Here is a 22,498-nt window from a genome sequence, read left to right as displayed (position 1 = left end):
AGCGTTCAGGCAGCCAGCAGGGCCGGCAGGTCACCCAGACGAGGGATGGTCTCCCCGGTCCAGTGCGGGTCGCTGTCGGCGTGCTCGACGGTGCGCACCACCCGCATGCCCAGCGCCGCGGCGGCCGCCAGCTCGCCGCCATGCCCGTCGCCGACGAAGACGCACTCCTGCGGCGGGACGCCCAGATCGCCGCAGACCTTGAGGAACAGCACCGGATCGGGCTTGGTCACCCCCAGCAGGCAGGAGAAACCCGCGACGTCGAAGCGTGTCGCCAGCGGTTGCTCCCGCCACAGCGTCACGGTCTCCGTCGAGCAGTTGGTGACCAGCCCCAGGGGGTGCCCCGCCGCGCGCAGCCCGTCCAGCACCGACAGCACGGTGGCCGAGGGCCACAGCAGCTCCCGGGTGAACCGCAGCCGGGCCACCTCGGCGAAGCGCACGGCCGTGTCCGTCGGCTCGCCGCCCAGGCGGTAGGCCAGCGTGCGGATGGTCTCGCCCAGCGTGCCGAACTCACCGCGCATCCGGGCGAGCACCGTGCCTCGGAACAGGGTGGCGAACCGGTCCGGATCCACGCCCAGCGCCCCGGCCATCCGTCGGCTGACCTCGTCGCGCTGCGCCGGTGTCCGATCCGGGATCAGGGTCTCGTAGAGGTCGAACAGGATCGCGCCACGCCGACGCGCCCTCCGGATGTCCAGCACGCGCAGAGGCTACCGGAGTGTGGGACGCTCGCGGCACCTCCGCTCGGCCCGTAAATCGTCACGGGCGTTCGGTCTCCGCCCACACCGTCCGGTCCGCCTGCTCCTGTGGTGACAGCGCCTGCGGCCCGGTGAACGGGCGCAGGTAACGCCGCTGCAGGCCGGGCACCCCGTCCGCGATCACGAAACCCGCCTTGCGCTGGGCGGGCGCCCCGGCGCGGTGCACGTACGGCAGGGTCATGAAGTCGGCGGTCAGCTCGGCCGGTGTGACCGTGGCCCGTACGTAGCCACGCTGGCCGTTGTAGAGGCGCAGGTGCTTGTTGTGGGCCAGGAACGGATGCGTCGCCGGGTCCGAGTCGAGCCCGTCGCCGCCCGTGGTCAGCGAGGTGCAGATCAGCTCCGAGCCCACCACCGGCGCGTGCGGGTCGGCGAAGTCCAGCTTCACGTCGGCCGCCCAGTGCGCATGCACGTCCCCGGTGAGCACCACCGCGTTGCGCACCTTCGCGTCGAGCCAGCCCTGCACCACCCGCTGCCGCGCGGCCGAGTACCCGTCCCAGGCGTCCTGGCTCGTGCTCAGCACCGGCCCCGGATCCCGGTCGCGCTGCGAGAAGAAGACCTGCTGGCCCAGGATGTCCCAGGTGGCGCCGCTGCGCCGGAACCCGTCGAGCAGCCACTTCTCCTGCGGCGCGCCGAGGATGGAGCGGGCCGGGTCCCTCGCCGCCGGGCAGTCCCGGTAGCCGTCGCCGCAGCCCTGGTCGTCGCGGTACTGGCGGGTGTCGAGCAGGTGGAAGGTGGCCAGCCGGCCCCAGCGCACCCGGCGGTGCAGCGGCAGCGCCGTACCGCGCGGCTGCCGGGCGTTACGCAGCGGCATGTTCTCCCAGTACGCCCGCATCGCCGCGGTGCGGCGCGTCGCGAAGCGCGGGTTCGGCCGCTCCGGCACCGGGCCCGCCCAGTTGTTGTCCACCTCGTGATCGTCGAACACCACCAGCCACGGCGCGACCGCGTGCGCCGCCTGCAGGTCCGGGTCCAGCTTGTACTGCGCGAAGCGCTGCCGGTAGTTCGCCAGCGTCTGCGTCTCCGGTCCGGCGTGGTCGCGCACGTTGCCGCTCGGGGCGTTGTAGACGCGGGCTGCGTACTCGTAGACGTAGTCGCCCAGATGCACGATCAGCTCCGGTTCGGACTCCGCGATCCGGCGGTAGCCGGTGAAGAAGCCGTGCTCGTACTGCGCGCAGGACAGGAAGGCCAGGTCCAGCGCCGTCGGCAGCGAACTGCGGGTCGGCGCGGTGCGGGTGCGGCCCACCGGGGAGATCCAGCGGTCGACGCCGAAGCGGTAGAAGTACTCCCGGCCGGACGCCAGGCCCGACGGTTCGACGTGCACGCTGTGCGCCCAGGACGGCTCCGCCCAGGTCGTGCCGGACGCGGCCAGCCGGGTGAAGTGCTCGTCGTGGGCGACCTGCCACCAGACCTCGTACGCCCGCTCGGCCATGCCCCCGCGGCCGTCGTCGGACATCGGCGCCACCGCCAGCCGGGTCCAGAGCACGAAGCCGTCCGGGCACGGGTCCCCCGAGGCGACCCCCAGCGTGAACGGATCGCTCGCGGGGCCCTCCGCGCTCGCCGGCCGCCCGAACAACCCGGCGACGACCACGGCGCCACCGCCCAGCAGCACACCCCGACGAGAGATCATGCGCACCCCACCTGGCCAGGGGGTGGCCCTCATCGTCACCGGGGGTGACCACCCCGGCCGCACGCCACGCCGCCGCACTCGGGAAGATCGGCGTTTCGTGTCACCTCCCGCGGTGGGAGCGCAGATCTCGACATCAGACGGCGAACCTGGCCTCAGCGGTCGACGGGGGCGAAGTCCCAGACGTGGGGCGAGCGGGCGGCCAGGCCCTCGGGCGGGTCGGCCAGCGGGCGGGGCTCGCCGCGCCAGCGCGAGATCACCACGACGCGCAGGTCGGTGGAGGAGAACACCTCGCTCGAGATGTGCAGCGGCTCCACCTCCAGCCGGGGCACCGCCTCGTCGCACACCCAGGTCAGCAGATCCGTGAAGGTGCGCGGATACGCGCGCACCTCCCACATACGCACGATCACGTCGTCGCCCTCAGCACCGGGCAAAGCTACACCCCGACAAGCGTCAACGGCATCGCGGAGTCGGCCGCGAAGTCCAGCTTGGACGGTGCGTTTCCGGCGGCGACCAGATGTGCGCCGAGCGCCGCCACCATGGCCCCGTTGTCGGTGCACAGCTTGGGCCGCGGCACCCGCACGGTGATGCCGTACTTGGCCGCGCGCTCGGCCGCCATCGCCTTCAGCCGCGAGTTCGCCGCCACGCCGCCGCCGATGACCAGCGTGTCGATGCCCTGGGTCCGGCAGGCGTCGATGGCCTTGCGGGTCAGCACGTCGCAGACCGCGTCCTGGAAGCTCGCCGCGACGTCGTCGACCGGCACCGGCTCGCCGGAGCGCTCGCGCGCCTCGACCCAGCGCGCCACCGCGGTCTTCAGCCCGGAGAAGGAGAAGTCGAACCGGTGCTCGACCAGGTCTTTGGGCCCGGTCAGGCCGCGCGGGAAGGTGATCGCCAGCGGGTCGCCGTCGCGGGCCGCCCGGTCGATCGGCGGGCCGCCCGGGAACGGCATGCCCAGCAGCCGGGCCACCTTGTCGAAGGCCTCACCGGCCGCGTCGTCGATGGTCGCGCCGAGCGGCGTCACCCCGCGGACCAGGTCGTCGACCCGCAGCAGTGACGAGTGCCCGCCCGACACCAGCAGCGCGATCGCGGGCTCCGGCAGCGGGCCGTGCTCCAGGGTGTCGACCGCGACATGGGCCGCGAGGTGGTTCACGCCGTAGACCGGCTTCTCGGTGGCCAGCGCCAGGCCCTTGGCCCCGGCGACGCCGACCAGCAGCGCCCCGGCCAAACCGGGACCGGCGGTGACGGCGATGGCGTCGATGTCGGCCAGGGTCACCCCGGCCTCGTCCAGCGCCCGGTGCAGCGTCGGCACCAGCGCCTGCAGGTGCGCACGGCTGGCCACCTCCGGCACCACCCCGCCGAAACGGGCGTGCTCGTCCACGCTCGACGCCAGCGCGTCGGCCAGCAGAGTGTGCCCCCGGACGATGCCGACGCCGGTCTCGTCACAGCTGCTCTCGATACCCAGGACCAGGGGTTCGCTGCTCACGCCTTCTCCTCGCTGCGCTCGTCGGCGGCGCAAGCTTGCCCGCACCCCATGGCTCGCTCGCTGCGCTCTGATGTGTCGTCCTTGCCCCACCGGGTCACGGCTCCTCCCGGCGCATCACGAGTGCGTCGGCGTTGCTGGGCTGGTAGTAGCCCTTGCGGATGCCGATCACCTCGAAGCCGTAGGCGGCGTACAGCCGCTGCGCGGGCGCGTTGTCCGCGGCGACTTCCAGCAGCACCTGCTTCACCTGGTGCCGCCGCCCTTCGGCCAGCAGCGCCTCCAGCAGGGCCCGGCCGATGCCGTGCCGCTGCGCGTCGCGGCGCACCGCGATGTTGTTGACCCAGCCCTCGCCCTGGCCGACGGCCAGCCCGGCGTATCCGAGCACAGTGCCGTCGTCCTCGGTGGCGATCAGGTAGTGGTGGCCGTTGGCCAGCTCGTTCCAGAACATCGCCGCGGTCCACGCCTCGGCGCCGAACAGGTCGGCCTCGACCGGCAGCAGATCCTCGATCTGCCACCAGCGCAGCCGCTCGATCTTCATCGCTCGCTCGCGGACAGCGCGGGTTTGCGGGCGGACGGCTCGACCGCGTCGGGCCTGCGCAGGTAGAGCGGCGTCAGCGGCTCACTCGGCGCACCGTCGCGCACCCGCTGCACGGCCAGCTCGACGATCGCCGACGGCTCCGGGTAGAGCGCCGCACCGGCGGGCAGGCCGAGCACGTCGGCGTACTTCGCCGCGCCCTCGCCCACCGCGGCGGTCACCGCGAACTCCGCCAGCCGCGGCGCGACGTCGGCGGGCTTGTCCACGGCGGGGCCGGTCAGCGGGCTGCCGTCGGCGTACACCGCCCAGTAGACCTCGCGCCGCCGCGCGTCGGTCGCCACCAGCGCCCGGCCCGCGGTGCGCAGACCCAGCGCGTCCAGCGTGCAGACGCCGTACGCGGGGATGTTCAGCGCCATGGTCAGCGAGGCCGCGGTGACCAGGCCGACCCGCAGCCCGGTGAACGGGCCCGGCCCGACCCCGGCGACCACCGCGGCGAGGTCGCGGGGTTTGACCCCGGCCTCGGCCAGCAGCTCGTCGATCTGCGGAGCGAGCAGCTCCCCGTGCGCACGGCCGTCCACCGTCGCCCGCTGCGCCAGCACGGCGTGCCCGGACGGGTGGACCTCGGCCAGCGCCGCCGTCACCGCAGGCGTAGCGGTATCCAACACCAGCACCAACACGCCCCCCACCCTACTGTGCCCACCACCCGATCATGATGATCATGAACCTGTGGCCAGAACGTGGCGCGTCCCGGCGCCACGTTCAGAGGTTCGGCGGCGTGTCGTGGGCTCGACTTCCTGATCGACTTCCGCTGCCGCGGAACGCGCCTGCCCCGCGGCACCACGTGGGACCGGGCGCGGCCCTCGGAGATCCACGGCGTACTGCTGGGTAGGCTGGGACTCATGTGGCAGGCCGACGCTCAGTCCCAGGTCGTGGTGGACCTCGACGCGATCCGTGCCAACGTGCGCACACTGCGGTCGAGCACGCCCGCCGAGGTGATGGCCGTGGTCAAGGCCGACGGATACGGGCACGGCATGGTCGCCTCGGCGCGGGCCGCGCTGTCCGGCGGCGCGACCTGGCTCGGCGTCTGCACCCTGGACGAGGCGTTCGGGCTGCGCGACGCGGGCCTGACCACGCCGGTGCTGGCCTGGTTGTGGCTGCCCGGCCAGCCGGTCGGCCGAGCTATAGGGCGTGACGTGGACCTCAGTGTCGCGAGCCTGTCGCAGCTCGTGGCGGTGACCGCCGGCGCGCGCGAGGCCGGCCGGGCCGCCCGGATCCACCTCAAGATCGACACCGGGCTCTCCCGCAGCGGCGCGGCCGCGCCGGAGTGGCCGCAGCTCGTCGAGACCGCGGGCAAGGCCCAGGCCGACGGATACGTCGAGGTCATCGGCGTGTGGAGCCACTTCGCCTGCGCCGACGCACCGGGCCACGAGACCGTCGACCGCCAGCTGGCCGGCTTCACCGACGCCCTCGACGTCGCCAAGCGCCTCGGCGTCGAGCCGCAGCTGCGCCACATGGCCAACTCCGCGGCGACGCTCACCCGGCCCGACACCCACTTCGACCTGGTCCGCCCCGGCATCGCCACGTACGGCCTGTCCCCGCTGGACGACCCCGCCGCGCGCGCCTCGCTGCGCCCGGCGATGACCGCCCACGCCCGGGTGCTGCTGACCAAGCGCGTCCCCGCCGGCCAGGGCGTCTCCTACGGGCACACGTACGTCACGCAGCGGGCGTCGACCGTGGCGCTGGTACCGCTCGGCTACGGCGACGGGGTGCCCCGGCACGCCTCCAACATCGGGCCGGTGCTGCTCAACGGCGCCCGGTACACCATCGCCGGGCGGGTCTGCATGGACCAGTTCGTGGTCGACGTCGGCGACGCCGAGGTCGCCGAGGGCGACGAGGTGGTGCTGTTCGGGCCCGGTGACGACGGCGAACCCACCGCCGACGACTGGGCCGAGGCCGTCGGCACCATCAACTACGAGATCGTGACGCGCTTCGGCAGCACCCGGGTGCCGCGGGTCTACCGCGGTGATGCCGCGTGAGCGAGCGTCATCCACGGCCGCACCCGGCCGGGCACGGCAGGCACATCGGCGGGGTGATCTCATGAGCGACGCGGCGACTGAGGACAAGACCGCAGCCAAGGACAAACCGGCGGCCACCCGCCGCAAGGCCGGGCTGATCGGCGCGGTCATCGGTGTCGCGGCGGCCGGTGTCGCGGCGGGTGTCGCCGTCGAGCGCCTGGTCGTCAAGCGCACCCGCCGCCAGGACACCGACCCGTTCGCCGACGAGCCCTTCGGCCGCCTGCCCTACGACGAAACGCTGACCGTCACCACCGACGACGGCGTACAGCTGCACGTGGAGATCGTCGAACCGGTGGACGGGATCACGGTCGAGTTCGGCAAGCCCGGCCCGCCCGAGCCGACCATCATCTTCGTCCACGGGTTCTGCCTCGACCAGGGCACCTACCACTTCCAGCGCAAGGCCCTCGACGCCCTCGGCGAGCACCGCATGGTCTTCTACGACCAGCCCGGCCACGGCTTGTCCAGCGCGCTGACCGAGGGCGAATACGAGCTGCCCGCGCTCGGCGACGCCCTCTACGACGTCATCAAGGCCACCACCCCGGTCGGCCCGATCGTGCTGGTCGGCCACTCGATGGGCGGCATGGCCATCATGGCCTGCGCCGAGCAGCACCCCGACCTGTTCGCCGACCGGGTCGCCGGCGCCGTGCTCATCGCCACCTCCGGCGGCCAGCTCGACGGCGTCAGCTACGGCAACCTGCCCGACATCCTCAACCGCACCAGCGGCCCGCTGCTCGCCCTGCTCACCGGCGCGGCCCGGTTCACCGGCCCGATGATCGACAAGGCCCGGCAGGCCAGCACCGACCTCGCCTGGCTGCTGACCCGGCGGTACGGCTTCGGCGGCGACACGCCCAGCGCCGCGCTCGTGTCGTACGTGGAGCAGATGAACTCCCGCACCACCACCGAAACCGTCGCCCGCTACCTGCGCACCATCAACAGCCACGCCCGCTACCCGGCCCTGCGCGCCCTCAACCAGGTGCCCGTCATGGTCGTCGTCGGCGACGCCGACCTGATCACCCCGGTGTCCCACTCCGAGGAGATCTGCCGGCTGCTGCCGCACGCGAAGCTGGTGCTGATCCCCGACAGCGGCCACGTGGTGATGCTGGAGCACGCCGACGAGGTCAACCAGGCGCTCATCACCTTCCTGGACGAGCTGGAGCTTCTATGATCCTCAAGACCGTCGACGACACCCGCGACTTCGGCGTACGGCTGGCCGCCGTACTGCGACCCGGTGACCTCGTCGTGCTGTCCGGGCCGCTGGGAGCCGGCAAGACCGCGCTGGCCCAGGGTGTCGGGCGCGGGCTGCGGGTGCTCGGCGACGTCACGTCGCCGACGTTCGTCATCGCCCGGGTGCACCGCCCGGACCGGGCCGCGGGCGGCACGGTGCCGATGGTGCACGTGGACGCGTACCGGCTGGGCAACGTCACCGACCCCCGCGCGCAGGTCGACGACCTGGACCTGGATGCCTCCGTCGAGGACTCGGTGACGCTGGTCGAGTGGGGCGAGGGCATGGTCGAGCAGCTCGCTGACGCCTACCTCGAAGTCCGCATCGACCGCCGCGACGACGAAGCCCGCGTGATCGAGCTGATCGCCCACGCCGGCGACTGGACCGACCGCGTCGCAACCCTGTCGGAAGCCGCCGCCGAACACGCCTGACCCCGCATGACGCCCGCGCTCCGCCGCGGGGCGCTGGGCGTGGGGCGCGGGGCGCTGGGCTCCGGCTGCAGTTTCGGGGAAACTGCACGAATCCAGCGGCTGGTAGCTGCACTTTCCCTGAAAGTGCAAGGACACCCGGGGGTGCCGGGTCAGCGGGCGCGCCAGCCGCGGGTGCGGAGAGCCGCACGGACCTCGGCGGTGAAGCCGTCGAGGTCGTCACGCAGGCGCTGCGCGGTCAGGTGCAGGACGATCCAGTCCTGGCCGACCAGGCGGTTGAGTCGCTGCCGGTCGCGGTGGAACTGCCTCGCTTCCGCATGCCAGACACCGTCGTATTCGACTGCGACGCGGTACTCCGGCCAGGCCAGATCGACGCGTGCGACGAAGCGGCCATGGTCTTCGACTACGTGCTGCGTGACCGGTCGTGGCATTCCTGCCAGCACCAGGGCGACCCGGGTCCGGGACTCCGGTGGCGACTCGGCACCCGGATCGGCGAGGCCGACCGCGCGGACGAAGCGCTTCCCGCCCCGCCGCCCGGTGCGGCCCAGCGCATACCGTTCCAGCTCCGCCTGTTTGACCACGCCCTTGCCGAGCAGCGAGTCGATGAGTGCGACGGCTTCGTCGAGGTCGCACCACTGCGCCAGGTCCCAGCAGGTACGCAACGGCGAAGTGACGCGTAGCCCGCCATGTGTCGCCAGCTCGGCAGAGTCGATCTCGGTCGTGTGCACGTGGAGGCCTCGTACCGGCCCGAATCGGCAGGCGGGTGGCGTGATCACCTCGACCGGGTCGTTCTCATGGAGCATCGGCCCGCCGTAGTACGCAGCTGCGGACCGCCCGGCGACGGCGGCCACCGCGGGCAGGAGCCACCGAGTGGCGGCCTCGCATCGAGCCATGTGGGAAACGGCCATCTGGGCGTCGGCATACACACCGCGGAAGACCGGACGCCACGCGGCGCTGCGCAGCTCGCCGAGCGTGACGACACCCCGCTCAACCGCCTCCTGCGCCGAGAAGATCCTGTTGACGAGCTGGCGCGGCCGCCGCGGAATCCGAGACACCCCGCACACCCTGCCCCAAAACCCCGAACCCCGCTCCACCCCCTGTGGATAACCCACCTCGCGGTCGCAGTTTCGGGGAAACTGCACGAACTCCCGCCTGGATTACTGCAGTTTCCCCGAAACTGCAGTACCGCCCGGCGGGCGCGGTCGGCCGCGGGCAGGGCTGCGGGGCGTGGCGGGCCTGGTCGCGGGTCAGGTGGGGCGGACGGGGGTCAGGTGGGGCGGACGGGGGCGGTGCCGGTGGGGGTGCGGGTGAGGGAGGCGACCGCGGCGCGTAAGGACGCTGCTACGTCGACGGCGGTGACCGGGCCGGATTCGGCGGCGATGCGACCGGCGAGCCCGTGTACGTAGGCCGCCGTGACCGCCGCGCGGATCGCGGGCAGCCCCGCCGCGAGCAGGGAGCCGAGCAGGCCGGACAGCACGTCGCCGGTGCCGCCGGTGGCCAGCGCGGGCGTACCGGTCGGGTTGACCCAGGCCTCGCCGGACGGTCCGGCCACGACGGTGCGGTCGCCCTTGAGCAGCACCACCGAGCGGGTCCACGAGGCCAGCTTCTGGGCGGCGGCGACCCGGTCCTCGCCGGGGTCGGCTCCGGCGAGCCGGGCGTACTCCCGATCGTGCGGGGTCAGCACCGTCGGCGCGTCACGGCTGCGCAGTTCGCCGGCCATCGAGCCGTCGACGAGCAGGGTTATCGCGTCCGCGTCGAGCAGGGCGGGCACCGGCGCGGCCAGCACGCCCCGCACCTCGGCCGCGGCCCGCTCGTCGGTGCCGAGGCCGCTGCCGCAGACCCAGGCCTGCACCCGGCCCGCCTCGGCGACGCGCGGCGCGGCGATGACGCTGGGGTGCGCGGGCACCACGATCTCGTGCGCCGAACCGGCATAACGGACCAGCCCGGCGGGTCCGGCCAGCGCCCCGGACAGGGAGAGCAGGGCGGCACCGGGATAACCCGCCGAACCGGTCGCCACCCCGACGACGCCGCGGGTGTACTTGTCCGAGATCGGGCCGGGGTGCGGCCACCAGCCGGCGATGTCTGCGGTGTCGGCGACGCGCAGCGCCGGGTCGCCGATCAGGTACGGAACCAGCCCGATGTCGACGAGTTCCACCTGCCCGGCCAGCACCGCGGCCGGTCCGACCACGTGCGCGGGCTTGAGGCAGCCGAAGGCGACGGTGACGTCGGCACGGATCGCGGTGCCGGGCACGTCACCGGTGTCCACGGCGACCCCGGACGGCACGTCCACCGCGATCACGGGCGGGCGCGGGGCCAGCTCGGCGAGCTGCTCGGCGAGGGTCAGCGCGGTGCCGCGCAGCGCGCCGGTCGCGCCGATGCCGAGCAGCCCGTCGACGACCAGGTCGAGCTGTTTCGGCCAGCCGGCCAGCACCCGGCCGCCCGCGCCGCGCAGCGCGGCCAGGCCCTCGGCGTGTGCGCGGTCCGGATCGCTCAGCAGCGCGCCGACCTGGACGCCCTGCCGCGCCAGCAGCGCTCCCGCGTGCAGCGCGTCGCCGCCGTTGTCGCCGGGGCCGACCAGGAGCACGACCCGGGAGGCGTACACCCCGCCGAGCCCGCGCAGGGTGACCGCGCAGCGGCGGGCGAGCCCCGCGGCCGCGCGCTGCATCAGCGTGCCCGCGGGCAGCGTCGCCATCAGCGCGGACTCGGCGGCCCGCACCTGCGCCACCCGGTAGACCGACCTCATGCGGGGACTCCGTTCCGCTCGTCTGCGCCTGAGTGTCGCCCGGCGCGCCGTCCGGCCGGGCCCGAACCCGGGACGAACGGCCCGGCGAAGCCGTTCCTGGCGCGGGCCGCCCAGTCGGCCGGCGGCATGCCTGCCGGGACCGCCTCGGCGCGCGTCGACGGGTCGGCCTGCTCGAACATGCCCGGCCTGCCTGCCGCGCTCACAGTCCCGCCTCGGCGATGACCACGGCGGAGGCGATGCCGCCGTCGTGCGACAGGGACAGGTGCCAGCGCTCGACGCCGCGCTCGGCGGCGACCGCGGCCACGGTGCCCGAGACGGTCAGCCAGGGGCGGCCGTCGGCGTCGACGACGATCTCGCAGTCGTGCCACTGCATACCGGCCGGCGCCCCGAGTGCCTTGGCGACGGCCTCCTTGGCCGCGAACCGGGCCGCCAGCGACTCCGGCGAGCGCGGGTTGCCGCTGCGGGTGGTGCGCTCGGCCTCGGTGAACAGGCGCTCGGTCAGATTCGGGGTGCGCCGCAGCGCCTGTGCGAAGCGGTCGACCAGGACGACGTCGTTGCCCACCGAGACAATCACGTGTTGACCTTAAGGTCTCAGGTGTGGATCTGGTACTTCGCTCCGGGAACGTGTACGGGTCGCCGGGCGCGACCGCCGTGGCGGTGGATCGCGGCGTGATCGTCGCCGTCGGCCCCGACGACGCGGTGAAAGAGCTGGTCACGGAGCGTACCGAGGTGGTGGATCTGGCCGGACGGCTGCTGCTGCCGGGCTTCCAGGACGCGCACGTGCACCCGGTCTTCGCCGGGCTGAACCTGCTGCGCTGCAAGCTGACCGAGCAGCACGACGCGGCGGCCTACCTGGGCGAGGTCGCGCGGTACGCCCAGGCCCATCCCGACCGTGCCTGGGTGATGGGTGCGGGCTGGTCGTACGACGCCTTCGGCGGCGGCCAGCCGGACCGGGCCATGCTCGACCGGGTGGTCCCGGACCGCCCGGTCTACCTCGCGGTGAGCGACGCGCACAGCGCCTGGTGCAACTCCCGCGCGCTGGCGCTGGCCGGGATCGACCGGCACACGCCCGACCCGGAGGGCGGCCGGATCGAACGCGACGCCCACGGCGAGCCCACCGGGGTACTGCACGAGAGCGCGATGGAGCTGGTCGGCGAGGTGGCGCCGCGGCCGGACGCGGCCGAGATCCGCCAGGCCCTGCTGCTGGCCCAGTCACGGCTGCACGCGCTGGGGGTGACCGCCTGGCAGGACGCCATCCTGGGCGACTACGGCGGCTGGCCGGACGCGTTCGAGGCCTACCTGGCCGCCGACGCCGAGGGGCTGCTCACCGCACGGGTGCGCGGCGCGCTGTGGTGGGAGCCCTCGCGCGGCCTGGAGCAGCTCGACGAGCTGCGGGCACGCCGGGAGCGGGCACGCAGCGCGGGCGGGCCGAACTTCCGTGCCGAGACCGTGAAGATCATGCAGGACGGGGTGGCGGAGAACTTCACCGCCGCGATGCTCGAGCCGTACCTCGACGGCTGCGGCTGCGCCACCGACCGCCGCGGCTTCTCCCGGGTCGACCCGGCCCACCTGATCGAGGTGGTGCCGGCGCTGGACGCGGCCGGTTTCCAGGTCCACTTCCACGCCATCGGCGACCGCGCCACCCGCGAGGTGCTGGACGCGGTGCGGCCGGTCGCCGGCTCGCCGCTGCGCCACCATGTGGCCCACGTCCAAGTGGTGCACCCCGCCGATGTGCCCCGGTTCGCCGAGCTCGGGTTGACCGTCACCATGCAGGCGCTGTGGGCCGTGCACGAACCCGCGATGGACGAGCTGACCATCCCGTTCCTGGGGGCGGAGCGCACGACCTGGCAGTATCCGTTCGGCGGGGTGCAGCGCGGCGGCGGCCGGCTGGCCGCGGGCAGCGACTGGCCGGTGTCCGACCCCGACCCGATGCGCGCGATCCACGTGGCCGTGAACCGGGTCGGCTACCGGTTCGACGAGCCGCCGCTCGGCCCCGAGCAGGCGATCTCCCTGGACTCGGCGCTGGCGGCGTACACGGCCGGTTCGGCGTACGTGAACCACTTCGACGACTCGGGGCGGATCGCGCCGGGCCTTCGGGCGGACCTGACCGTGCTCGACCGGGATCCGTTCGCCGGGCCGCCGTCGGAGATCGGGGGCGCGCACGCCGAACTGACCTGGGTGGCCGGCCGGCTGGTTCACGGCGGCTGACCCGGCAGTTGTCCACAGGCTCCCTACCAGCGCCGTCACCTGTGGACAAGGGCTGTGGACAACCTGTGGGCAACCGGGCTCCGAGTTATCCACAGGGCTGGCCGCGGTCGCCGCGGGACGGGAAGCATCGCGGGTATGGATGCCGAGAACCCTTCCGGAACAGTGCCCGAGCCGGTGCACGTCGAGCCGGACGAGCTGATCAGACTGGGTGGCGGGCTGGCCCGGCTGGCCGAGGCGGTGGCGGGCGAGGTGCCGCACGCCACCAGCCTCACCAGCGGGCCGTCGGGCTGGGCCGTGAGCGGGGCGCAGGTCGGGCTGGCCCACGAGGTGGGTGCCTACCTGGCCACCTTCTCCGACGACCTGACCGCCTTCGGGGAGCGGCTGTGCGTGGCCGGGTTGAGCTATGCCGATCGCGACTCCGGGCTGGCCCGCAAGATCGCCGCGGCGGGTGCGCGCCGATGACCGTCTCGTACGCGCTGCTACTGGCCGCCGATCCCGCGCGCTGGGTCGACAGCGCCGCCGCCTGGCGGCGGCTGAGCCGGGAACTCGACGACCATCACGACGACCTTGGGCGACAGCTCGCCCGGCAGGAGCAGGCCTGGCACGGCGGCACCGCCGCCGTCGCGGCCCGCGAGTCCGGGGCGGCCCTGGCCCGGCGGATCGCCACCGCTCCCCCGGCGTTGCTCGAGGTCGACCAGTTGCTGTGGCGGCACGCCGAGCGGATCCGGCTGCTGCAGCGGCGGCTGGCCGAGGCGCTGTCCTCGGTGCGCGGCACCGCCGTGCAGGTGTCCGGGGACGGGCAGGTGAGCGTCGTCGTGCCGGACATGCCGCGGGGCGGTCCGCCGGAAACGTCCGGCGGTCGGGGCGCCGCCCCGGAGAGCCCGGGGCAGGTCCCGGGCGGCAGAGGCTACGTTCCGGCGGAGTTCGCCGGGCGTGATGCCGCTTCGCCGCGTGGCGGGGCGAGCCCGGTCCCGACGTCGGGCCGAGCGCCCGGAGCATCCGAGGTGGCGCTGGCGGTGCGGGTCTCCGCCGAGATCGACGCGGTGGTGCGGGAGGCACGGGCGAGCGACGAGGAGACCGCCCGCCGCCTCACCGCGCTGGCCAAGGCGGCCGGGCAGGCGTGGTCCGGCACACCGGTGTCGCTGCCCGCGGGCGGCACGCCGGCGGACGTGTCCCGCTGGTGGGCCGGGCTGACCGAGGCCGAGCGCGCCTGGCTGGTGGCCATGCGGCCCGAGGAGCTGGGCCGGCTCGACGGGGTGCCCGCCGCGGTGCGCGACCGCGCCAACCGGGAGCTGCTCGACCGGGAGCTGGACCGGCTGCGCGACGCCGTCGCGGCCCACCCGCCGGAACCGGGCGCGCAGCATCGGTTGACCGCGCTGACCGGTCTCGCCGAGCGGCTCGACCAGGCTCCGGTCCGGACCTACCTGCTGCGGCTGGACCCGAGCGGGGACGGCCGGGTGGTGGTGGCCTTCGGCGACCCCGACGGCAGCGACAACGTGGCCACGTACGTGCCGGGCGTGGGCACCTCGCTGGACCGGTTCGCCGGTGAGGTGGACCGGGCCGCGGCACTGCAGGCGCGTGCCTCGGCCGTGGCCCCGGACGCCACCACGGCGACCGTGATGTGGCTGGGCTACGACCCGCCGGACGGCATCGACGCGATGAGCGAGCGCGCCGCGCTGGCCGCTCGCGGCGACCTCAGCTCGTTCCAGGCCGGGCTGTCCGCCGCGCACGAGGGCGATCCCGCACGGCTGAGCCTGATCGGCCACTCCTACGGCAGCCTCGCGGTGGGAGTGGCCGAACGGGACGGCACCGTCGTCGCCGACGAGATCGTCGCCCTGGGCAGCCCCGGCATGGGCGTGGAGAGCGCGGCCGACCTCGGGCGCCCCGGGCACGTGTGGGCGTCCACGGCCCGCAACGACATCGTGCTGTACGCGTCCTCGACGGGCGAGCTGGCGCTCGACGCGCTGGGCGGGCCCGCGTTCATCTTCGCGGGTTCGGCCACGGACGCGGTGGTACGCGGCAACGCCGACCTGTGGCACGGCGTCGACCCGTCGTCGGAGCAGTTCGGCGCGCGGGTGTTCGCGTCGAATGCGGGCACCGACCCGTTCGACGCGCACGGCCGCTACTTCGACGAGAACAACCCGGCTCTGCAGAGCCTGGCCCAGGTCGTGACCGGCGAGCACGGCACCGGCACCGGCCCTCTGCCCTGACAGGTGAGCGCCGGACGCCCCTGCGTGCCGCCGTGACGGGTGCACACGGACAGCGGCAGGACTGCCGGGTCAGGCGGACATGGACCGGCCCCGACGGCTGCCGTGACAGGCAGGCCGCCGGGGCCGGGACAGCTCGTGGCTACTCGACCGTGACGGACTTGGCCAGGTTGCGGGGCTGGTCGACGTCGTGTCCGCGGGCGTCGGCGATCGCCGCGGCGAGCACCTGCAACGGCACCGTGGTCACGAACGGGGCCAGCAGCGTGGGCGTGCGCGGCACCCGCACCAGCACGTCGGCGTACGGGATCACCGCGTCGTCGCCCTCCTCGGCGATGACGATGGTGTGGGCGCCACGGGCCCGCACCTCCTGGATGTTGCTGACGATCTTGTCGTGCAGCAGGCCGCGACCGGCCGGCGAGGGCACGATGCAGATCACGGGCGTGCCGTGGCCGACCGGGTTGCCGGACTCGTCGTCGGCGGGCCCGGCGATCAGCGCGATCGGGCCGTGCTTGAGCTCGCCCGCGGCGAAGCCCTCGGCGTGCATGTACGCCAGCTCCTTGAGCTTGAGCGCGCCCTCCAGCGCCACCGGGTAGCCGACGTGACGGCCGATGAACAGCACCGTGGACGCCTTGTTGTCGGCCAGCTCACGGCCCAGCTCGCGGACCGGGTCCATGCCGGCCAGCACCTTCTCGATCTTCGCGGGCATCTCCTGCAGCTGTGCGACGACCGCGGCCACCTCGTCGGCGTACTTCACGCCGCGCACCTGGGCCAGGTGCAGGCCGACCAGGAAGCAGGCGGCGAGCTGGGTCAGGAACGCCTTGGTCGAGGCGACCGCGATCTCCGGGCCGCCGTGGGTGTAGAGCACGGCGTCGGACTCGCGCGGGATGGTGGAGCCGTTGGTGTTGCAGATGGCCAGCACCCGGGCCTTCTGCTCCTTGGCGTGCCGCAGCGCCATCAGGGTGTCCATGGTCTCGCCGGACTGCGAGATGACCACGACCAGCGTGGAGCGGTCGAGCACCGGGTCGCGGTAGCGGAACTCGCTGGCCAGCTCGACCTCGCACGGGATCCGGGTCCAGTGCTCGATCGCGTACTTGGCGACCAGGCCGGCGTGGTAGGAGGTGCCGCAGGAGACGATGAAGACCTTGTCCACGTCGCGCAGGTCCTGGTCGGTGAGCCGGACCTCGTCGAGCATGATCTCGCCGGTCTCGCCGATGCGGCCGCGCAGCGTGTCGGCCACGGCCTGGGGCTGCTCGGCGATCTCCTTGAGCATGAACCAGGCGTGGCCGTCCTTCTCGGCGGCCCGCGCGTCCCAGTCCACGTGGTAGTCGAGGCCCTCGGCGGGGTTGCCCGCGAAGTCGGTGATCTCGATCGTGTCGGCGGTGATCAGCACGACCTGGTCCTGGCCCAGCTCGATCGCTTCCCGGGTGTGCTCGATGAACGCGCTGACGTCGCTGGCCATGAAGTTCTCGCCGTTGCCGCGACCCACCACGAGCGGGGAGTTGCGGCGCGCGCCGACCACGGCGCCGGGCGCCTGCGCGTCGACGGCCAGCAGGGTGAACGCGCCCTCCAGGCGGCCGCAGACCCGGCGCATCGCGTCGGCGAGCGCCTGCGGGCTGCCGGCGATCCCGGCCAGCTCGCTGGCCAGCAGGTGCGCGACGCACTCGGTGTCGGTGTCGCTGGCGAACTCGATGCCTTCGGCCTGCAATTCGGCCCGCAGCTTCGCGAAGTTCTCGATAATGCCGTTGTGGATCACCGCGACGCGGCCGTCGGCCGACAGATGCGGGTGCGCGTTGCGATCGGTGGGACCGCCGTGGGTGGCCCAGCGGGTGTGACCGATGCCCGTGGTCCCCGCGCGCAGGTCCGCCTCGGCGGCCTCGGCCAGCATCTTCTCCAGATTCGACAGCTTGCCGGCCTTCTTGGCCAGCAGCAGCCGGCTGTCCGCCAGCACGGCGACGCCGGCGGAGTCGTAACCCCGGTATTCCAGTCGCCGCAGCCCGTCCAACACCACACCGAGCGCCTGCTGGCCGCCCACGTATCCCACGATCCCGCACATGCCCGTTACCTTAGCGGAGTTTCGCTCACATTGCATGTTCGGAACCCGGTCAATCAAGCACCGGATTTGATTGCAACCTGGACGGACCTCGGCCTGCCCGATAAGTGACGGATTGCAGCCTCACCCTGTGACCGGTGAGCGCCGGGGGCCTACCATCCGCGGGTGAGCAAGCGGAGCGGGTCCCCGGCGGCCCGACGCGCCGCCTCCCCCGCCGACGAGCGCAGCCAGGAGAAGAACCCATGAGCTACCCCCCTCCGTACGACCCCAACCAGGCGCAGCCGCCTGCGTACAACCCGAACCAGCCGCCGCCGCCCCCGTACAACCCGAACCAGCCGCAGCCGCCCTACGGGGCTCCCGCTTACCAGGCCTCGCCGGTGCAGTCGCCGAAGAAGAGCAACACCGGCATGATCGTCGGCATCATCCTCGGCGTCGTGCTGCTGCTGTGCGCGGTCTGCGGCGTCGGCGGCTACTACCTGTTCTACAAGGCCGGCGAGGCGATCGAGGACCTGCCGAACATGATCCCCAGCGTCGGCGTGGCGACCGGCGACGCCACCGGCTCGCACTCGGTGCGTTATGCCGTCGAGGGCACCGGCCAGGCGCTGATCACGTACTCGGAGGGGCCGGGCAATACGCAGAGCGAGACGGTGACCCTGCCGTGGACCAAGAACTTCACGCTGAACAGCGACTCGTTCGGCCTGTCCGTGATCGCCTTCCGCTCGACGGGCAGCGACTCGAACGTGACCGGCTGCTCCATCTCCGTCGACGGCACCGAGCGGCAGAAGCGCGACGGCACGGGTACGTCGGCGACCTGCATCAGCGTGTTCGTGGCCGGCTGACACCGCAGAACTGAATCAGGGCGTCCCCGTTCGGGGACGCCCTGATTCATGCGATGGAGACGGTCACACCGCCGGGCTGGCCGCCCGCACGTCGGCGGCGATGTCCTCGGCGATCTTCCGCGCGATGTCCTCGCCGGACGCCTCGACCATCACCCGGACCAGCTGCTCGGTGCCCGACGGGCGCAGCAGCACCCGGCCGGTCCCGCTGAGCTGGGCCTCGGCCGCGGCGACCGCGGCGAGGATCTCCGGTGCGCGGGCCACGGCCTTGTCGGCCACCCGTACGTTGATCAGCACCTGCGGCAGCCGGTTCACCACGGCGGCCAGCTCGCCCAGGGGCTTGCCGGTCTGCGCCACGCGGGCCAGCAGGCGCAGGCCGGTGAGCACGCCGTCGCCCGTGGTCGCGTGCTCGGTGAACACGACGTGGCCGCTCTGCTCCCCGCCCAGGCTGAACCCGCCGGCCCGCAGCTCCTCCAGCACGTACCGGTCGCCGACCTTCGTCTCGACCAGGGTGATGCCGGCCTCGCGCATGGCGATGCGCAGCCCGAGGTTGCTCATGACGGTCGCGACCAGGGTGTCGTTCACCAGCGTGCCGGCGTCGCGCATGGCCAGCGCGAGGATGGCCATGATCTGGTCGCCGTCCACCTCGGCGCCGGACGCGTCGACCGCCAGGCACCGGTCGGCGTCGCCGTCGACCGCGATGCCCAGGTGCGCGCCGTGCTCGAGCACGGCCGCCTTCAGCGGACCGAGATGGGTCGCGCCGCACTCGTCGTTGATGTTGAGCCCGTCGGGCTCGGCGTTGATGGCGATCACCTCGGCCCCGGCCTCGCGGAACGCTTCAGGCGCCACGTCGCTGGCGGCGCCGTGCGCGCAGTCGACCACGACCTTGATCCCCGCGAGCGGGTGCCCGGTCGCCTCCACCAGGTGCGTGGTGTAGTGCTCGGCGCCGTCGAGCAGGTCGTGCACGCGCCCGACCTGCGCTCCGGTGGGACGCGTCCAGGTCGCGCCGAGCGCGGCCTCGATGGCGTCCTCCTGCTCGTCGGTCAGCTTGTGCCCGCCGGCGGCGAAGAACTTGATGCCGTTGTCCGGCATCGGGTTGTGACTGGCGGAGATCATCACGCCGAAGTCGGCCCGCACCTCGCCGGTCAGGTACGCCACGCCGGGCGTCGGCAGCACGCCGACCCGCACCACGTTCGCGCCGGCGCTGGCCAGGCCCGCGACCACGGCCGCCTCGAGCATCTCCCCGCTGGCCCGGGGGTCGCGGCCGACCACCACCAGCGGCGGCTGCTCACGATCGGGGTCGGGCAGGGTGTGTGCAGCGGCGACAGCCAGCGAGAGTGCGAGTTCGGGGCTGAGGTCCGCGTTGGCCAGACCGCGTACGCCGTCGGTGCCGAAAAGGCGTGCCATTCGGTGGCCCTTTCTGTGGGGTGCGAAAGGAGGGGTTGGGCCGACCCGGCCCCGGATCAGGGGCCAAAGTCGAAAGGCCGGACACGCCATCCCGCCGTGAAGCAGGAGCGTGCCCGGCCGATCAGAAGACAGCGATCAACGCTTGGAGTACTGCGGGGCCTTACGGGCCTTCTTGAGACCGTACTTCTTGCTCTCCGTGACGCGGGCGTCACGAGTGAGGAAGCCGGCCTTCTTCAGCGCCGGGCGGTCGTCGATGTCGAGCTCGCACAGGGCGCGCGCGATGGCCAGACGCAGCGCGCCGGCCTGGCCGCTGATGCCACCGCCACGCAGGTTGGCGATGATGTCGAGGCCCTCGGTCTTCTCCGCGGTCACCAGCGGCTCCCGCACCGACTGCTGCGCGACCTTGCTGGGGAAGTACTTCTCCAGCTCCTGGCCGTTGCAGGTGATCTTGCCGGAGCCGGGGATCAGGCGCACCCGGACGATGGCCTGCTTGCGGCGGCCAACGGTCTGGATCGGTCGGTCGCCCTTGAACTTCGGGGTGGCCGGCTTGACAGCGACGGCGGTGGCGACCGAGGCCTCAGCCTCAGCCTCGACCACGGCCTGGGTCGGCACGGAAGTGTCGGTCATGGTGATTCCTTCGTCCGCGCTCACTGCGCGATCTGCTTGATCTCGAACGGCACCGGCTGCTGAGCCGCGTGCGGGTGCTCCGCGCCAGCGTAGACCTTCAGCTTCGACATGATCTGACGGCCCAGCTTGTTGTGGGGGATCATGCCCTTGACGGCAAGCTCGATCGCCTTCTCGGGGCGCTTGGTGAGCAGCTCGTCATAACCGATCTGCTTCAGACCACCCGGGTAACCGGAGTGCCGGTAAGCGATCTTGGTCGCGCGCTTGTTGCCGGTCAGGGCAACCTTGCCGGCGTTGATGATGACCACAAAGTCGCCGGTGTCGACGTGCGGCGCGAAAGTCGGCTTGTGCTTACCGCGCAGAAGATTGGCGGTGTGGGTGGCGAGCCGGCCCAGCACGACGTCAGAAGCGTCGATAACGTGCCACTGACGCTCGATCTCACCCGGCTTCGGGCTGTACGTACGCACAGGTCTACCTTGTCTCGTCGTAGGTCTGTGTGACCGCGGGCGAAACTGCCCACGATCAACGGATTCTGCGATGCCGGCCGGTCGCAAACGGACCGGCGCGCGAACGACAAGCCTACCTGAGCATCAGGACTACCGGCTCGGCGCCACCTCTCGCACAACAGCCGCTAACGATACCCGGTGCCTCCCGGCGAGGTCAAAACGGCCTGCTTGCCCTGTGGTATGCCGTTCGATGTCCGTTTTCGCGGCCTCCGCTCACAGCGATCGGGGTCGCGCGGTGCGGCAGGGTTCACACCACGGGTACGGGCATCGGAACATCATGGCAATCACATGTTCGTAACTTGCTGGCCATGACCGCCATCGCGCCTGCGCCGCCGGCATCGAAGCCCGCCGCGATCAGCAACTGGGACCCCGAGGACCCGCAGTTCTGGGCCTCCACCGGCCGCCGTGTCGCCCGGCGGAACCTGGTCTTCTCCATCTTCGCCGAGCACCTGGGGTTCTCGGTGTGGACGCTCTGGAGCGTCGTGGTGGTGGCGATGCCGGCCACCGCCTTCCCGTTCACCGTCGACCAGAAGTTCTGGCTGGTCGCGCTGCCGAACCTGATCGGTGCGCTGATGCGCATCCCGTACACCTTCGCGGTGACCCGGTTCGGCGGACGCACCTGGACCATGATCAGCGCGCTGCTGCTGCTGATCCCGATCGCGGGCATGGTGTTCGCGGTCACCGCCAAGCCGCCGTACTGGGCGGTGCTGCTCATCGCCGCGACCGCGGGGTTGGGCGGCGGCAACTTCGCCTCCTCCATGACCAACATCTCCTTCTTCTACCCGGAGCGGGAGAAGGGCGTCGCGCTCGGCCTGAACGCGGCCGGCGGCAACCTCGGCATCAGCGTGATGCAGCTGGTGGTGCCGATCGCGCTGTCGTTCGGGCTGGTGTACGGCGGACTGATGTGGCTGCCCCTGGTGCTGGCCGCCGCGCTCTGCGCCCGCCTGTTCATGAACAACCTCGAGGTGGCGAAGTCGCCGCTGAAGGCGCAGTTCGCCACGGTCAAGCGGGCGCACACCTGGATCATGTCGTTCCTCTACATCGGCACCTTCGGCTCGTTCCTGGGTTACTCCGCCGCCTTCCCGCTCGTGCTCAAGCTGCAGTTCCCGCAGGCGCCCACCGCCCACCTGGGCGCGGCGACGATCACCCTGGCCTTCACCGGCCCGCTGGTCGGCTCGCTGTCCCGTCCGTTCGGCGGCTGGCTGTCGGACAAGGTCGGCGGGGCCCGGGTCACCGCGGCCTGCTTCGTGCTGATGGGCTTCGGCTCCTACGGCGTCATCACGGCGGTCCAGGCCAAGAGCATGGCCGGCTTCCTCGGCGCGTTCCTGCTGCTCTTCACGGCGGCCGGGGCGGGCAACGGGTCGACCTACCGCATGATCCCGGCGATCTTCGCGGCCACCTCGGTCGACCTGGCCACCGCGAAGCGGGAGTCGGCGGCCACCCTGGGCATCGCCGGCGCGGTCGGCGCACTGGGCGGCTTCTACCTGCCCCGGGCCATCAGCGACTCGATCAACGCGACCGGCGGCATCGGCACCGCCTTCGGCTGGTTCGCCGTGATGTACGGCACCTGCCTGGCCGTCACCTGGTGGTGCTACCTGCGTCGGCGCGTCCTCGTGACGCAGGCGCCCAGCCTCGCCCACGCGGGCGTCTGACCCTTTGCCCTTCCCGCCCCGACCCCTGCGCCGCCGGGGTCGGGGCATTTTCCTGCCTGCTTTCGGATGGACTTTCTGCCTGTCAGACTTTCGGAATGAGCGAGGTACAGCACGACCAGGACACCGGCCTCGCTCGTCCCCCGCGACCAGGA

Annotated in this window: 21 protein-coding genes; 8 read left to right on the top strand and 13 right to left on the bottom strand. The window is 72.6% G+C overall.

The genetic code is table 11. The features are described 5' to 3' along the window. Positions 1–5 precede the first annotated feature (5 nt). The 6 genes from FLL47_RS18660 to tsaB form a co-directional block, all read right to left on the bottom strand. Positions 6–695 (bottom strand): HAD family hydrolase, encoded by a 690-nt coding sequence (locus FLL47_RS18660; RefSeq protein WP_186315788.1) that lies wholly within the window; start codon positions 693–695, stop codon positions 6–8. Between the two features lie 58 nt (positions 696–753). Then, on the bottom strand, positions 754–2,376 hold the full coding sequence (locus FLL47_RS18655) for an alkaline phosphatase D family protein (protein WP_144121805.1): 1,623 nt from the start codon (positions 2,374–2,376) through the stop codon (positions 754–756). A gap of 152 nt (positions 2,377–2,528) precedes the next feature. Next, entirely contained in the window at positions 2,529–2,783 is a 255-nt protein-coding gene (locus FLL47_RS18650; RefSeq protein WP_144122043.1) for a hypothetical protein, read from the bottom strand. A gap of 26 nt (positions 2,784–2,809) precedes the next feature. Then, positions 2,810–3,856 (bottom strand): tRNA (adenosine(37)-N6)-threonylcarbamoyltransferase complex transferase subunit TsaD, encoded by a 1,047-nt coding sequence (gene tsaD, locus FLL47_RS18645; RefSeq protein WP_144121804.1) that lies wholly within the window; start codon positions 3,854–3,856, stop codon positions 2,810–2,812. Between the two features lie 94 nt (positions 3,857–3,950). Further along, a complete protein-coding gene (gene rimI / locus FLL47_RS18640; protein ID WP_144121803.1) occupies positions 3,951–4,391 on the bottom strand; it encodes a ribosomal protein S18-alanine N-acetyltransferase in 441 nt (146 codons plus the stop codon). After that, positions 4,388–5,065 carry a tRNA (adenosine(37)-N6)-threonylcarbamoyltransferase complex dimerization subunit type 1 TsaB gene (tsaB, locus tag FLL47_RS18635; RefSeq protein ID WP_144121802.1) on the bottom strand — a complete coding sequence of 226 codons (678 nt, stop codon included), beginning with the start codon at positions 5,063–5,065 and terminating at the stop codon, positions 4,388–4,390. The genes rimI and tsaB overlap by 4 nt, the downstream gene beginning before the upstream one ends. Positions 5,066–5,287: 222 nt before the next feature. On the opposite strand from tsaB, the gene alr reads away from it, so the two are divergent. The 3 genes from alr (at position 5,288) to tsaE (ending at position 8,116) form a co-directional block, all read left to right on the top strand. Beyond that, positions 5,288–6,424 (top strand): alanine racemase, encoded by a 1,137-nt coding sequence (alr, locus tag FLL47_RS18630; RefSeq protein WP_144121801.1) that lies wholly within the window; start codon positions 5,288–5,290, stop codon positions 6,422–6,424. A gap of 61 nt (positions 6,425–6,485) precedes the next feature. Continuing rightward, complete coding sequence (locus FLL47_RS18625; protein ID WP_144121800.1) at positions 6,486–7,628, top strand: alpha/beta fold hydrolase; 1,143 nt, start codon at positions 6,486–6,488, stop codon at positions 7,626–7,628. Then, the gene (gene tsaE / locus FLL47_RS18620) at positions 7,625–8,116 is read left to right on the top strand and encodes a tRNA (adenosine(37)-N6)-threonylcarbamoyltransferase complex ATPase subunit type 1 TsaE (RefSeq protein WP_144121799.1); all 492 of its coding nucleotides are present in this window, start codon (positions 7,625–7,627) and stop codon (positions 8,114–8,116) included. Before FLL47_RS18625 ends, tsaE begins: the two co-directional genes overlap by 4 nt. A 149-nt stretch (positions 8,117–8,265) precedes the next feature. On the opposite strand, the gene FLL47_RS18615 is transcribed toward tsaE, so the two are convergent. From FLL47_RS18615 to FLL47_RS18605, 3 genes are all read right to left on the bottom strand, one after another. Further along, complete coding sequence (locus tag FLL47_RS18615) at positions 8,266–9,168, bottom strand: endonuclease domain-containing protein (protein WP_144121798.1); 903 nt, start codon at positions 9,166–9,168, stop codon at positions 8,266–8,268. 212 nt (positions 9,169–9,380) lie between these two features. After that, the gene (locus tag FLL47_RS18610) at positions 9,381–10,856 is read right to left on the bottom strand and encodes an NAD(P)H-hydrate dehydratase (RefSeq protein WP_144121797.1); all 1,476 of its coding nucleotides are present in this window, start codon (positions 10,854–10,856) and stop codon (positions 9,381–9,383) included. A gap of 199 nt (positions 10,857–11,055) precedes the next feature. Beyond that, the gene (locus FLL47_RS18605; RefSeq protein ID WP_144121796.1) at positions 11,056–11,430 is read right to left on the bottom strand and encodes a holo-ACP synthase; all 375 of its coding nucleotides are present in this window, start codon (positions 11,428–11,430) and stop codon (positions 11,056–11,058) included. A 23-nt stretch (positions 11,431–11,453) separates the two neighbouring features. Here FLL47_RS18605 and FLL47_RS18600 point away from each other — a divergent pair, with 23 nt between their 5' ends. From FLL47_RS18600 to FLL47_RS18590, 3 genes are all read left to right on the top strand, one after another. Then, entirely contained in the window at positions 11,454–13,064 is a 1,611-nt protein-coding gene (locus tag FLL47_RS18600; protein WP_144121795.1) for an amidohydrolase, read from the top strand. A 135-nt stretch (positions 13,065–13,199) separates the two neighbouring features. Next, positions 13,200–13,526, top strand: a complete 327-nt coding sequence (locus tag FLL47_RS18595) for a hypothetical protein (protein ID WP_144121794.1) — start codon at positions 13,200–13,202, stop codon at positions 13,524–13,526. Next, entirely contained in the window at positions 13,523–15,274 is a 1,752-nt protein-coding gene (locus FLL47_RS18590; protein ID WP_144121793.1) for an alpha/beta hydrolase, read from the top strand. The genes FLL47_RS18595 and FLL47_RS18590 overlap by 4 nt, the downstream gene beginning before the upstream one ends. Before the next feature lie 139 nt (positions 15,275–15,413). Here the strand turns inward: FLL47_RS18590 and glmS are convergent, their stop codons facing one another. Beyond that, complete coding sequence (glmS, locus tag FLL47_RS18585) at positions 15,414–17,324, bottom strand: glutamine--fructose-6-phosphate transaminase (isomerizing) (RefSeq protein ID WP_144121792.1); 1,911 nt, start codon at positions 17,322–17,324, stop codon at positions 15,414–15,416. Positions 17,325–17,563: 239 nt separating this feature from the next. Between glmS and FLL47_RS18580 the strand changes: the two genes are divergently transcribed. Then, the gene (locus tag FLL47_RS18580; RefSeq protein ID WP_144121791.1) at positions 17,564–18,160 is read left to right on the top strand and encodes a hypothetical protein; all 597 of its coding nucleotides are present in this window, start codon (positions 17,564–17,566) and stop codon (positions 18,158–18,160) included. A gap of 63 nt (positions 18,161–18,223) precedes the next feature. Here FLL47_RS18580 and glmM read toward each other — a convergent pair whose 3' ends face one another. The 3 genes from glmM to rplM all read right to left on the bottom strand — a co-directional run bounded on the left by glmM (position 18,224) and on the right by rplM (position 20,655). After that, positions 18,224–19,564 carry a phosphoglucosamine mutase gene (gene glmM / locus FLL47_RS18575; RefSeq protein ID WP_144121790.1) on the bottom strand — a complete coding sequence of 447 codons (1,341 nt, stop codon included), beginning with the start codon at positions 19,562–19,564 and terminating at the stop codon, positions 18,224–18,226. Between the two features lie 135 nt (positions 19,565–19,699). Then, the gene (gene rpsI, locus FLL47_RS18570) at positions 19,700–20,191 is read right to left on the bottom strand and encodes a 30S ribosomal protein S9 (RefSeq protein WP_144121789.1); all 492 of its coding nucleotides are present in this window, start codon (positions 20,189–20,191) and stop codon (positions 19,700–19,702) included. 20 nt (positions 20,192–20,211) lie between these two features. Then, positions 20,212–20,655, bottom strand: a complete 444-nt coding sequence (gene rplM, locus FLL47_RS18565) for a 50S ribosomal protein L13 (protein WP_144121788.1) — start codon at positions 20,653–20,655, stop codon at positions 20,212–20,214. A gap of 347 nt (positions 20,656–21,002) precedes the next feature. Between rplM and FLL47_RS18560 the strand changes: the two genes are divergently transcribed. Then, the gene (locus FLL47_RS18560; RefSeq protein ID WP_144121787.1) at positions 21,003–22,346 is read left to right on the top strand and encodes an MFS transporter; all 1,344 of its coding nucleotides are present in this window, start codon (positions 21,003–21,005) and stop codon (positions 22,344–22,346) included. Positions 22,347–22,498 lie beyond the last annotated feature (152 nt).

Origin of the sequence: Catellatospora sichuanensis (genome assembly GCF_007483665.1) — a bacterium.
GTDB classification, from domain to species: Bacteria; Actinomycetota; Actinomycetes; order Mycobacteriales; family Micromonosporaceae; genus Catellatospora; species Catellatospora sichuanensis.
Note: the sequence above shows the minus strand (reverse complement) of the source record. Positions and strands in the feature narration are given on the sequence as shown.